This window comes from Nonomuraea sp. NPDC049141 (assembly GCF_040648415.1).
In the GTDB taxonomy this organism is placed as follows: domain Bacteria; phylum Actinomycetota; class Actinomycetes; order Streptosporangiales; family Streptosporangiaceae; genus Nonomuraea.
In genome coordinates this window covers 735859-748320 of record NZ_JBEZDR010000003.1, presented here as the reverse complement: position 1 = coordinate 748320, position 12462 = coordinate 735859, and the positions used below count along the sequence as shown (strand labels likewise).

12 protein-coding genes are annotated in these 12462 nt (G+C 71.5%); 8 read left to right on the top strand and 4 right to left on the bottom strand.

Annotated features, from left to right (window positions below; genetic code table 11):
* Nucleotides 1–55: 55 nt before the first annotated feature.
* The gene (locus AB0B91_RS11875) at nucleotides 56–1243 is read left to right on the top strand and encodes an AAA family ATPase (RefSeq protein ID WP_358318264.1); all 1188 of its coding nucleotides are present in this window, start codon (nucleotides 56–58) and stop codon (nucleotides 1241–1243) included.
* A 110-nt stretch (nucleotides 1244–1353) separates the two neighbouring features.
* Nucleotides 1354–2592 carry a S8 family serine peptidase gene (locus tag AB0B91_RS11870; protein WP_358318263.1) on the top strand — a complete coding sequence of 413 codons (1239 nt, stop codon included), beginning with the start codon at nucleotides 1354–1356 and terminating at the stop codon, nucleotides 2590–2592.
* Nucleotides 2593–2638: 46 nt separating this feature from the next.
* Here the strand turns inward: AB0B91_RS11870 and AB0B91_RS11865 are convergent, their stop codons facing one another.
* Nucleotides 2639–3571 (bottom strand): serine/threonine dehydratase, encoded by a 933-nt coding sequence (locus AB0B91_RS11865; protein ID WP_358318262.1) that lies wholly within the window; start codon nucleotides 3569–3571, stop codon nucleotides 2639–2641.
* Nucleotides 3572–3595: 24 nt separating this feature from the next.
* Nucleotides 3596–4771: an aminotransferase class I/II-fold pyridoxal phosphate-dependent enzyme gene (locus tag AB0B91_RS11860; RefSeq protein WP_358318261.1), complete on the bottom strand. Its 1176-nt coding sequence runs from the start codon at nucleotides 4769–4771 to the stop codon at nucleotides 3596–3598.
* Between the two features lie 60 nt (nucleotides 4772–4831).
* Between AB0B91_RS11860 and AB0B91_RS11855 the strand changes: the two genes are divergently transcribed.
* Genes AB0B91_RS11855 through AB0B91_RS11840 form a run of 4 tightly spaced genes read left to right on the top strand, consistent with a single transcriptional unit; the run spans nucleotide 4832 to nucleotide 8664 of the window.
* Nucleotides 4832–6265 carry a PLP-dependent aminotransferase family protein gene (locus AB0B91_RS11855; RefSeq protein WP_358318260.1) on the top strand — a complete coding sequence of 478 codons (1434 nt, stop codon included), beginning with the start codon at nucleotides 4832–4834 and terminating at the stop codon, nucleotides 6263–6265.
* A gap of 57 nt (nucleotides 6266–6322) precedes the next feature.
* Nucleotides 6323–7009 (top strand): alpha/beta hydrolase, encoded by a 687-nt coding sequence (locus AB0B91_RS11850; RefSeq protein WP_358318259.1) that lies wholly within the window; start codon nucleotides 6323–6325, stop codon nucleotides 7007–7009.
* Nucleotides 7010–7054: 45 nt separating this feature from the next.
* A complete protein-coding gene (locus AB0B91_RS11845) occupies nucleotides 7055–7942 on the top strand; it encodes an ABC transporter ATP-binding protein (protein WP_358318258.1) in 888 nt (295 codons plus the stop codon).
* Complete coding sequence (locus AB0B91_RS11840; protein ID WP_358318257.1) at nucleotides 7939–8664, top strand: ABC transporter permease; 726 nt, start codon at nucleotides 7939–7941, stop codon at nucleotides 8662–8664. Before AB0B91_RS11845 ends, AB0B91_RS11840 begins: the two co-directional genes overlap by 4 nt.
* Nucleotides 8665–8675: 11 nt before the next feature.
* Here the strand turns inward: AB0B91_RS11840 and AB0B91_RS11835 are convergent, their stop codons facing one another.
* Nucleotides 8676–9905, bottom strand: a complete 1230-nt coding sequence (locus tag AB0B91_RS11835; RefSeq protein ID WP_358318256.1) for a transposase — start codon at nucleotides 9903–9905, stop codon at nucleotides 8676–8678.
* 136 nt (nucleotides 9906–10041) lie between these two features.
* On the opposite strand from AB0B91_RS11835, the gene AB0B91_RS11830 reads away from it, so the two are divergent.
* Entirely contained in the window at nucleotides 10042–11175 is a 1134-nt protein-coding gene (locus AB0B91_RS11830) for a sensor histidine kinase (protein ID WP_358318255.1), read from the top strand.
* Nucleotides 11172–11780 carry a response regulator transcription factor gene (locus tag AB0B91_RS11825; protein ID WP_358318254.1) on the top strand — a complete coding sequence of 203 codons (609 nt, stop codon included), beginning with the start codon at nucleotides 11172–11174 and terminating at the stop codon, nucleotides 11778–11780. Before AB0B91_RS11830 ends, AB0B91_RS11825 begins: the two co-directional genes overlap by 4 nt.
* 3 nt (nucleotides 11781–11783) lie before the next feature.
* Here the strand turns inward: AB0B91_RS11825 and npdG are convergent, their stop codons facing one another.
* A complete protein-coding gene (gene npdG, locus AB0B91_RS11820) occupies nucleotides 11784–12434 on the bottom strand; it encodes an NADPH-dependent F420 reductase (protein WP_358318253.1) in 651 nt (216 codons plus the stop codon).
* Nucleotides 12435–12462 lie beyond the last annotated feature (28 nt).

The window sequence follows — 12462 nt, the reverse complement described above, 5'->3', positions numbered from 1 at the left end:
GACATATGGTGAAAACTTTATCAACAGCTTATAGTCGGGCCGACTGAGGTGCGTCATGCCTTTCGTGGGACGAGAGCGCGAACTCCGGCAACTGGCAGACACACTGAGCCGCCCTCCTCTCGTGCTCCTGATCGAGGGCGAGGCGGGTGTCGGCAAGACCCGGCTGCTGCATGAGCTCACCGGCCACCCGATGCTCGTCGGGAGCTGCCATCCCATGCGGTTCCCGTACGGGCCGGTCGTGGAGGCGTTGCGTGACGTCCGCCCCATGCGCGACCTCAACCCGATCACCGGGGCGTTACGCCCGTTCCTGCCGGAGTGCGGCCACCTGCTGCCGCCCACCCCTCCCCCGCTCCAGGACGCGATGGTGGAGCGGCACCGGCTGTTCAGGGCGGTGCTGTCGCTCCTGGGCTCGCTGCGGCCGATCACGCTGGCGGTCGAGGACGTGCACTGGGTCGATCCGGGCACCAGGGAGCTGCTGGCGTTCCTGGCGCGCTGTCTTCCGGACGGGGTCAACCTGGTCGTCACGTACCGCGCGGAGGACCTGAGCCATCCCGTGACCGAGCTGCTCGGGCACCTGCCACCGCGCATCGACCACGCCGAGATCGCGCTCGGCCCGCTCACCGCCGAGGAGACCGCGCTCCTGGTCAAGCACCTGCTGCCGGGCTCGGCCGACCTGTGGCCGCTCACCGGGGGCGTGCCGCGCGCCGTCGAGGAGCTGACCCGCATGCTGGCCGACGGCCAGGAGCCGGGCACGCCGCCCGCGCTGCGCGACGCCGTGCTGGTGAAGCTGGCCGCGCTGCCGCGCGCGGCGCGCCACATCGTGCAGGCGGCCTCCCAGGTCGAGCATCCGGTGTGCGAGGACGTGCTGACGGGCGTCGCGGGCGTACCTCCCGAGCAGGGCGAACGCGGGCTCTCCGAGGCGGTGCGGTGCGGCCTGCTGCGCGAGTGGACACCCGGCAGGTACGGCCTGCGCCAGCCGCTGACCAGGCAGGCCGTCTCCGAGACGATCACCCCGGCGGCAGGTCGCCGGCTACGCCGCAGGATCGCCGGCCCGGCCGAACCCCAGGGCACGCTGTCGCCTCGGGAGGAGGAGGTGGCCAGGCTGGCCGCCGACGGCCTCACCAACAAGGAGATCGCCGAGAGCCTGTTCCTGTCGCCGCGCACGGTCGAGGTGCACATCGCCAACGCGCTGCGCAAGCTGGGTCTCACCTCGCGCAGGCAGCTCAGCATCGGGACGACCTAAATCACCCTACGTAGTCGCATTACGTGTGCTCCACGTATGGCCGCGAGCCCGATTCTGTCTCATGTTTCAGTGATCCCCGTCCAATACCCCAGGAAGGGCTCACACCTGTCATGCGACCACGCACCCTGATGCTCGCATCACTCGTCGGCGCGCTGGCTCTGTCGGCCGCGCCCCTCCCCGTCTCGGCCGCGGCGCCGGAGACCAGCACGTACATCGTCCAGCTCAACCCCAACATCCGCGCCGCCACGAGCGCCGCCGAGGAACAGGTCAGCAAGTACGGCGGCCACCTGATCGGCGTCTACGAGTCCGCCTTCAAGGGCTACACCGCCACCCTGACCGCGGAGGCGGCCGAGAAGCTCAGGCAGACCCCGAACGTGCTCACCGTCGAGCCGGACGCCGTCGTCACGGCGTTCGCGCAGACGGTCCCGACGGGCGTCAGGCGGATCTTCGGCCCGTCCAACCCGAACCTGGACATCGACGGCGTGGACGACGTGCAGATCAACACGGACGTGGCCGTCGTGGACACCGGGGTGGACAACACCCATCCCGACCTGAACGTGGTGGCCCGCGCCAACTGCGTGACCGGCGTCTGCGTCAACAACTCGGGCACCGACGACAACGGCCACGGCTCGCACGTCGCGGGCATCATCGGCGCGCGTGACAACACGATCGGCTCCGTCGGCGTGGCCCCGGCCGCCCGCATCCACGGCGTGAAGGTGCTCAACTCGGCCGGCTCGGGCACCCTGGCGGGCATCGCCGCCGGACTCAACTGGGTCGTGGCCCGTGCCTCCACCATCGAGGTCATCAACCTGAGCCTCGGCTGCAACGGATGTACGAGCAGTGCGATCAGCACCGCGATCACGAACGCCACCAACGCCGGCATCGTGGTCGTCGTCGCGGCGGGCAACAACCACTCGAACGCCTCGACGTTCTTCCCGGCCAACCACCCTGACGTGGTCACCGTCTCGGCGCTGACCGACAACGACGGGCTGGCGGGCGGCCTCGGCGGCAGCACGCTGTCGTGCCGCAGCGAGACCGACGCGGACGACACCTCGGCGTTCTACTCGAACTTCGGCTCGACGATCGAGATCACCGCACCCGGCACCTGCATCTACTCGACGTGGATGGGCGGCGGCTACAACACGATCAGCGGCACCTCGATGGCCAGTCCGCACGTGGCGGGCGCGGCGGGCATCCTCACCGCGGGCACCCGCAAGCCGACGACCCGAGCCGGGGCGCTGGCCGTACGGACCAAGCTGATCTCCACCGGCAACTCCGGCTGGACCGACGACTCGGGCGACGGCGTCAAGGAGCCGCTGCTCGACGTACACGACGCGACGCAGTACTAAGCCCTATGTCCGGGTGCCCGGCGTGCCGGGCATCCGGACCGGCCTGTCAGGCCAGCGTGGCGGGGTCGGTGTTCGAGCCGCACACCACCACCGCGACCCGCTCGCCGTCCGCCGGGACGTACGCCCCCGACAGCAGCGCGGCGTACGCGGCCGCGCCCGCGTGTTCGGTGACCATTCGGTGCTCCGTCCAGAGGGCGCGGCGGGCGGCGACGATCGCGTCGTCGGCCACCAGCACGCTCTGGACGTCCGCCCGGGAGAGGATGTCGTAGGCGATGCCGCCGAGCCGGCTGGCACCCAGCGCGTCCGCTCCCACGCCGCTCACCCGCACCGGCACCGGGTGGCCCGCCCGCAGCGCCTCATGCAGGGTCGGGCACAGCAGGGGTTCGACGGCGACGATCCGCGGCCCGTTCCCGCCGGCGGTTCCGGCGCCCACCGTGATGCCCGCGGCGAACCCGCCGCCGCCGACGGCCACCACCACCGTGTCCACGCCTCCGGTCTGCGCCATCAGCTCCAGCCCCGTGGTCCCCTGTCCCGCCACGACCTCCGGCTGGTCATAGGCGTGCACCTGAAGCGCTCCGGTCTCCGCCGCCCGCTTGCCCGCCGCCTCGGCCGCCTCCGCGTAGATGGCCCCGACCTGGTTGACCTCCGCGCCCAGTGTCCGCAGCCCCGCCACCTTCACCGGGCTGCTCACCTCCGGTACGAAGATCTCCGCCCGGACGCCCAGCGCCTTCGCGGCGTAGGCGACGGCGAGTCCGTGGTTGCCGCCACTGGCCGCGATCACCCCGCTCGGCGGCAGCGCACCGGCCGCCAGGATGCGGTTGAACGCCCCCCGCACCTTGAACGACCCTGAGTGCTGCAGCTGCTCCAGCTTGAGGAACAGCCCGGGAGAGACCTCGAGCACCGGCGTACGCAGCACGTGCCCGCCGATCCGCTCGGCCGCGCTCGCCACGTCATCGTAGGTCACCGTAATCGTAGGCATTTAGGAAGTTTCCTAAATGCCTAATCACTCTGTCAACGCCTGCGAGATGTCCGCCCACAGGTCCTCGGGGTGCTCGATGCCCACGGCGATGCGTACGGTGCCCTCGCCGATCCCATGCCTGGCCAGTTCGTCGGCACTGAGCGCGCGGTGCGACGTGGACGCCGGGTGCAGGACGAGGGTCTCGACACCGCCCAGCGAGGGAGCCAGCAGCGCCAGCCGGATCGAGCTCATGAACTTCTCCCCCGCGGCGCGGCCACCGGCCAGGTCGAAGGAGAACACGCCGCCGAAGTCGGGCAGGAGCTTGGCCGCGAGCTCGTACGAGGGATGCGACGGCAGCCCCGGCCAGTGCACGGCGGCGACCGCCGGATGCTCGGCGAGCCGGGTGGCGAGCAGCCGGGCGTTGGCGCAGTGGCGTTCCATGCGTAGCGCCAGCGTCTGGATTCCGCGCAGCGTGAGCCAGGCGGCGAACGGGTCCGCGGAGGCGCCCAGCTCGATCGCGAAGTGCCACGCCTTCTTGTACAGCTCGTCGTCGGCGAAGACCGCCATGCCGCCCACCACATCCGTGTGCCCGGACAGGTACTTGGTCGTGGAGTGGACGACGATGTCGGCGCCGTGTTCGAGGGGGCGGCACAGCATGGGCGTGGCGAAGGTGTTGTCCACGACCGACACGAGGCCGAGCTCCCGGGCGACGGCGCACATTCCGGGCAGGTCGGCGACCTGGGCGATCGGGTTGGCGATGGTCTCCAGGTAGACCAGCTTGGTCTCGGGGCGTACGGCGGCGCGCAGGGCCTCGGGGTCGTCCTCGGGCACGTAGCTGACCTCGATGCCGAACCTGCCGACCAGGTCGTTGATCATCGCGGCCGTGCCGCCGTACAGGGCCTTCTGGGCGATCAGGTGGTCGCCCGGCTTGAGCAGGCCGAGCAGGACGGTGTTGATGGCGCCCATGCCGGAGCCGGTGGCCAGGGCGGCGACCCCGCCTTCGAGGCCGGAGACGGCCATTTCCAGCGAGCGGACGGTGGGGTTGGTGTAGCGCCCGTACACGAACGGGCCGTCGGGGCGGCCCATCGCGTCGGCCATCACCGCCGGGTCGTCGAAGACGAAGCCGGAGGTCTGGTAGATGGGCATGGTGATCGGACGGCTGCCCTCGATGGACGGCTGGGGCAGATGCACGGCTCGGGTCTCGGGGTGCAGTTCGCTCATGTCCCTCAGGATGTACCGAGAGCTGGCTCATTGTCAGATCCAATGGTGGAGAATTGGTCCATGAATGGGGCCAATCTCGATGATCTCGTTGACCTGCTGGGCCGCTGGGCGTCCGGACGCGGGCCCCTCTACCTGCTGCTCACCGGCCGCCTGCGGGCGCTCATCGACGACGGCGTGCTGCCGCCCGGTGAGCAGTTGCCGCCCGACCGGGTGCTGGCCGGCCGGCTGGCGGTCGGCCGGGGCACCGTGGTCGCCGCCTACGACCTGCTCCAGCAGGAGGGCCGGGTGGTGCGCCGCCAGGGCAGCGGCACCCGCGTCGCGCACTGCGACCTGCCTTCCACCCGTTCCACGGACGGCGTCGTCGCGAACCCGCTGCTCATGCACATCCTCAATCCCCCGGACGGCGTCCAACTGCTGACCTGCGCCGCCCCCGACCTCCCGCCGTACGAGCTGGTCGAGGCGTACCAGGAGGCGGCCACCCGCCTCGTCGGCCTGCGCGACCTGGGCTACCAGCCGGCCGGGAGCCCCGTCCTGCGCGAGGCCGTCGCCGCCTACTACCGCGAACGCGGCGTGCCCACCACCGCCGCGGAGATCCTGGTGACGAACGGCGCCCAGCAGGCGCTGACGCTGCTGGCCGGGCTGCTGGTGGCGCCGGGCGACACCGTGCTGACGGAGTCGCCGACGTACCCGGGCGCGGTGGAGGTGTTCAGGCACGCCGCCGCGGCCGTCCGGCCGGTGCAGCTGGACCCGGTCCCGGCCGAGGCGATGCGTGAACGGCCGGCCCTCGTGTACGCCGTGCCGACCGCCAGCAACCCGAGCGGCTCGATCATGGAAGCGGCCGATCGGCGGCGCCTGGCCGAGCTCGCCGCCGAGCACGACGTGCCGGTGATCGACGACGAGGTCTGCGCCGAGCTCTGCTTCTCGGGCGTGACCCCGCCGCCGCTGGCCGCCTACCGCTCCGCCGAACAGGTGATCACGATCGCCTCGCTGAGCAAGCTGGTCTGGGGCGGGCTGCGGGTGGGCTGGATCCGGGCGGCCGCGCCGCTGGTGTCGCGGCTGGCCCGGCTGCGGGCCGTACACGATCTGGGGGGTGAGGTCCTCGGGCAGCTCGCCGCCGCGACGCTGCTCGGGCGGCTCGACGAGATCAGGCGGGCGCGCGTACGGACGCTGCGGGCGCGTCACGACCACCTCTGCGCCGAGCTGCGCGAACACCTGCCCACGTGGGAGTTCGAACCCGCACTCGGCGGCCAGACGATCTGGGTACGGCTGCCACGCGGCGAGGCCGACTCGTTCGCCCAGGTGGCGCTCAGACACGGCGTCGCGGTGCCGCCGGGGCGCTCGTTCGACCCGCTCGGCGGGCACGCCGAGTACATGCGGCTGCACTTCCTGTTCCCCGAGGAGGAGCTGTCGCAGGCGGTCGCCGCTCTGGCGCGGGCCTGGCGTTCCTATGACGGCGTCCGCGAGCCCTCCGCCCGCCACACGCTGATCGTCTGAGTCCGCCATCAGCTGACAACGGGGTGACCGGGCCGCCGCCTGCGGGAAAGTAGACGTATGAACGTGACGTTCGTGCTCGTGCACAGCCCGTCAGTGGGGCCTTCGACCTGGACGCCGGTGGCCCGGGCCCTGGAGCGCCGGGGATACGCCGCCGTGGTGCCCGACCTGACCGAGGTGGCGCGGCGCGGCTCGCCGTACTGGCCGCGGGTGGTGGAGGCGGTGCGCGCGGCGGCGCCCGAGACGCCGATCGTGCTGGTCCCGCACAGCAACGCGGGCCTCTTCGTGCCGGTGATCAAGGAGGGGCTGGGCGATCGGGTGGTGTCGTGCGTGTTCGCCGACGCGCATCTGCCGCCCCGTGACGGGCTGGTGCGGGCGGCGCAGGAGGAGTTCCTGCCGTTCCTGCGTGATCTGGCGGACGCGGACGGCGTGCTGCCGCGCTGGACCGACTGGTGGAGCGACGACGACGTGGCCGCCCTGCTGCCCGACCCGCGGGTCCGGGCCGTGGTGGTCGAGGAGCAGCCGCGCCTGCCGCTCGGCTACTACACCGACCCCATTCCCGTCCCCGCCGGTTGGGATGAGGTCAGGTGCGCCTACCTCTGGTACGGCCCGCCCTACGACAAGATCGCCGAAGCGGCGCAGGGGCGGGGCTGGCCCGTGCTGCGGACCCAAGGCGAGCATCTTCAGCAGGTCGTCGATCCCGAGGGGGTGACCGACGCGCTGCTGAAGCTCTCCCGGAAGTCGTGAATTCTTCACTGGGGCCCATCCTCATATCCCGAAATAGTCGTAGGCATGACAGCGATTCGGGTGGAAGAGCTCAGGAAGAGCTACGGGGACTTCGCGGCGGTGAAGGGCATCTCGTTCGAGGTGGCCGACGGGGAGATCTTCGCGCTCCTGGGCAGGAACGGCGCGGGCAAGACCACGACGATCGAGCTGCTGGCCGGGTTCCAGCAGCCGGACGGGGGCGCCTGCCGGGTGCTCGGCCTCGACCCGGCCCGGGACCGGGCGGCCGTCAGGCGGCGCACCGGCATCATGCTGCAGGAGGCCGGGTTCTTCCAGGACCTGACGGTGGCGCGGACCGTCGACACCTGGCGTGACTTCACCGCCGCGCCACGGCCCCGCGACGAGGCGCTGGAGCTGGCGGGCCTGCTGCCGAAGGCGGGCACCCGGGTGCGCCAGCTCTCCGGCGGCGAGAAGCGGCGGCTCGACCTGGCGCTGGCCCTGCTGGGCCGTCCCGACGTCCTGTTCCTGGACGAGCCGACCACCGGGATGGATCCCGAGGCCCGCAGGAACACCTGGGACGTCGTACGCGAGCTGGCCGGGCAGGGCACCACGATCCTGCTGACCACCCACTACCTGGACGAGGCGCAGCGGCTGGCCGGCTCGATGGCCGTCATGGACGAAGGCGAGATCGTCGCGTCCGGCGGGATGGCGGAGACGCTCGCCGCGCGGAGCGGGCGGGTGGCGTTCCGGCTGCCTCCGGGGACCTCACCGGCTGACCTGCCGCTCCCGGTGACCCTGGACGGCGAGACGGCCGTGTGCCGGGCGGCCGACCCCGACCTGGCCGCGCAGACGCTGCTGAGCTGGGCCGCCGAACGCGGCCTGCGGCTGGCGGGCCTGGAGGTCCGCACCGCCACCCTCGAAGACCTCTTCCTCGACCTGTCCGGGAGCCACCGATGAGCTACGCCGCCACCTACCGGCTCGGTACCAGCCTGTTCTGGCGGGACCGGGCGATGCTGTTCGCCTCGGTGATCACGCCCGTGGGGCTGAGCGTCGGCCTGCCGGTGCTCATGCGGCACGTGACGGCCGACGGGGTGGCCGACGCCACCCAGCTGTCCCAGGGCACGACCTCGATCCTGCTGTCGATCACCGCGTTCATGAACGTCGCCGTGGCGCTGACGACCCGCCGCGACCAGCTGGTGCTCAAGCGGCTGCGCGCCACCGGCCTGACCGACGGGCAGATCCTCGCCGGCCAGATCGCCAGCACCGCCACGCAGACCATGATCCTGATCGCGGTGTGCACGGTGGCGGTGCGCCTGCTCGCCGATGTGCCGTTCCCGGCGAACCCGCTGGTCTTCGCGGGCGCCGTCGTCGCGGGCTCCGTCGTCCTGGCCACGCTCGGCGTCGCCTACACCGCCGTGATCCCGCGCACCGAACTGGCGGCCGCCGCCACGATGCCCGTCTTCCTGCTGGCGGCGATCGCCACCGGCGTGATGGGTCCGATCCGCGACGTCCTGCCCGCCTGGGTGGGCTCCGCACTCGACCTGCTGCCCACCTCCGCCGTGGTGCACGCCATCAGGACCGGCGAGGCGGCGCTGCCCGCGCTGAACCTGGCCGTGTGGGCGGTGGTCGGCGTCGTGGCGATCCGGCTCTGGTTCCGGTGGGAACCCCGGCGGTCATAATGGGCCGGTCATCAACTACCACTGGCTGAAGCTGGTGGTTTGCTCTCACGGTCCCGTCTGGCTGAAGGGAGGCCGGTAGCGTGTGGCTGGTTGACAGCAGCCCAGCCCGCAATGCCGCGTGTGGCGATGTTGCGGGCCGCGATGTGGTCGGCGTGCCCAGCGAGGCCGCACCGGGTGCAGACGAACCGGCCCCGTGCCGGCCGGTTCGCCCTGGATACATACCCGCACTCCGGACACGCCTGCGACGTATAGGCCGGGTCGACCAGCACGAAGGCGACTCCGGCGCGGGCGGCTTTGTAGCGGGTGAAGGTGATCTGCTGGGCGAACGCCCAGTTGTGCAGGGTGCGTCGCTGGAGCCGGTGAGCCCTGACCCGGCCGCGGATGCCTTGGAGGTCTTCCAGGGCGATCCCGCGGCCGGTGCGTTCGACTTCACGCACCACATATGTCGAGATTTGGTGGTTGAGGTCGATCATCATCCGGTGCTCACGCCCGGCAAGGCGGCGCAACACCCGCCGCGCCGCCGGGGTGCCCTTCTTCTGCAGCCGCCGGCGTTGCCGGTGCCGCCGCTCCCGCAGCGTACGCACGTGGCCGTTGCCGCCGATCGGCCCGGACAGCGCCGGGCCGGGCAGCACCACCCCGTCGCAGGTGACCGCCAGGTTCGCCACCCCTTGATCCACCCCGAGAAAGCCGCCGACCGGCTCACGCACCACCGGCTTGGGCAAGGTGAGGGCGACCTGCAGCAGCCACACCCCGCGCCGACAGACCAGATCAGCCTCCCCCACCGGCAGCACGTCTACAGCTTTGAGATCTTCCGGCCGACCGACGTAGGGGACGGTGACGCGGCCGGTCGGGGTCCACAGCGACACGGTGCGGGCGTCACGATTGAAGCTCATCAGCCGGGCGTCGTAGGGGACGGCGCCATGCGGGCGGAAGATGTGGGCACGTTTCTTGCTGGCGCGCCGGTTGGCATACGCGCCGGCGACCCGGGCGATCGCCCGCACAGCCGCCTGCGCGCCCAGCCCCGCCACCTGCCCGCGCACCTCGTAATAGGCCAGCCGATGCAACTCCACCACAGCGAAGGTCCGGTGCTGCCAGGCCAGCCGGGACACGACGGTGGCCGCCTGATTGCACACCAGCACCGCCGCGGCCAGCGCGTCGGCCTGGGCCGGTGTCGGCGTGAGCCGCAGTTGCACGACCGTGGCCAGGCCGTGCCGTTTGGTGGCGGAGCGGCGGATCGCCATCACGCACCTCCTGTCACAGCGCCATCACTCACCGCACACATTACCTAACGTGACCGAGACTTTCCATACTGTTTTCGAAAGGAGTGGCGCCGCTTCCTCCCGGCCTGAAGGACCAGGTCTCCGCGCCACCATTCACATGAACTCCTCCTCCGCACAGCGGCTCGCCCGTGTCCTGATCACGACCGTCTCGGTCGCGTACTCGCTCATCGGGCTCATCTACTTCACCAGCGGCCCGCGGAACGGGTTCGTGGCGAGCGCGGCCGTGATCGGCGTCGTCGTCACCCATTACCTGAACATGCGGGCGGGCCTGCGCGGCGAGCGTCCGCCACTCTTCCCGCTCACGATGGTGCTGCAGGCGGTCGCCACGTACGTGCCCGACTACCTGCTGCCGTCAGGCTGGTCGGCCGTGTCGGCGCCGATGCTGGCCGGGAGCCTGCTGGTCTTCCTGCCGCTGCGCTGGAGCGGTCCGCTGGTCGGCGCGATTACGCTGTGGAACGGCGGCTCGATCTTCGCCTGGTCCGCCAATCCGGTTCTGGCCCTCTTCTACGGCCTCTCCGTAGCCACCACCGGCGCGATGATCTACGCCATGGTCCGGTTCGTCCGCGTGACGGTGGACCTCTCACACGCCAGGGCGGAGCTCGCCGAGGCCGCCGTACTCAAGGAACGCCTGCGCATCTCCCGCGACCTGCACGACGGGCTCGGCCGCAGCCTGACGGCGATCGCCCTCAAGGGCGATCTGGCCGGCCGCCTGATGGACCGCGACCCCGCCGCGGCGCGCGGCGAGGTGGGCGAGCTGGTGCAGGTGGCCAGGGAGGCGGCGCAGGACGTACGGCAGGTGGCGCGGGGGTATCGGGAGTTGTCGCTGGTGAGCGAGGTGGATCGAGCGGTGGCGCTGCTGGAGACCTCGGGGGTCGGTTGCCAGGCGCACCTGGTCGACGCCGCGCTGTCGAGGCAGTCGGAGGCGGCGTTGGCGTGGGGCGTGCGGGAGGCGGTCACCAACGTTTTGCGCCACAGCCGCGCCACTATGTGCACGATCAGCACGTCCCTGAAGGAGGGCCGGCTCCGGCTCGAAGTGGTGAACGACGGCGTCCCGGAAGCCCGCGACCTCAACGGGCATGACCCCAGCGACAGTGATCTCGGCCGCTGTTCTCCCGACTACGGCGGTGGGCTGACGGGGCTGGCGGAGCGGGCCGTCCAAGCGGGTGGGACGGCCACCGCCTCGGCGACCGGCACCGGCGGGTTCCGCCTGACGATGGAGGTGCCCGCGTGATCCGGGTCCTGCTGGCCGAGGACATGCACATGATCAGGGCGGCCCTCACCGCCTTGCTCCGCCTGGAGCCGGACATCGAGGTGGCGGCCGAGGTGACGCGCGGCGACGAGATCGTACCCGCCGCGCTGAAGACCCGCCCCGACGTGGCGATCGTGGACATCGACCTGCCGGTGATCGACGGCATCACCGCCGCCGCCGAGCTACGCGAACGGCTCCCGTCGTGCCGTGTCCTGATCCTCACGGCGATGGGCCAGCCCGGCCAGGTACGCCGGGCGCTCGCCGCGGGCATCGAGGCGTTCCTGGTCAAGGACGCGCCCGGCGACCGCCTCGCCGACGCCATCAGACGCACCGCCGCCGGACTCCGCGTGCTGGACGCGGAGCTGGTGGCCTCGGCGATGGAGTACGGCGAGAGCCCCCTCACCCAGCGGGAGACCACCGTGCTGAGGCAGGCCGCCAGGGGCGCGTCGGCCGAGGAGATCGCCGCCCGCCTCCACCTGTCGGCGGGCACCGTCCGCAACTACCTCACGGGGGCGATCACGAAGACGGGCGCCCGCAACAAGATCGACGCCATCCGCATCGCCGAAGACGCGGGCTGGCTCCTCTGACGGTCAGACGTCGGTGACGCGTACTCCGGCGTGGGCCTTGTAGCGGCGGTTGATGGAGATCAGGTTCGCCGTCAGCGCCTCGACCTGGAAGGCGTTGCGCAGCCGGCCACCATAGACACCGCGCACCCCGGGGATGACCGCCGCGAGCGCCTGCACCGTATCGGTGGCCTCGCGGTCGTCACCGAGCACCAGAACGTCCAGATCGACCTTGTCCACCGCCGGGTCCAGCAACACCACGGCCGACACGTGGTGGAACGCCGCCACCACCCGGCTGTCCGGCAGCACCGCCGCGGCCTGCTGGGCGGCACTCCCCTCCTCGACGGGCAGCGCGTAGGCGCCCTGCTTGTCGAACCCCAGCGGATTGACGCAGTCGACCACGATCTTGCCGGCCAGCTCGGTACGCAGCGACTCCAGCAGCGCCTTGTGCCCGTCGTACGGCACCGCGACGATCACCAGGTCGGCCTCGGTGGCGACCACCGCGTTCTCGGCCCCCCGGGCGCCGGAGCCGATCGACTCGGCCGCCTCCTGAGCCCGCCCCGCGCTCCGCGAACCTATCAGCACCGGGTGCCCGGCCAGCGCGAACCGCCGCGCCAGCCCCTTCCCCTGGTCGCCGGTCCCGCCGAGGATCCCGATCGAAACACCGTTCACAGTCATTCCGCATTCTTATCAGCCCGTTTCACGG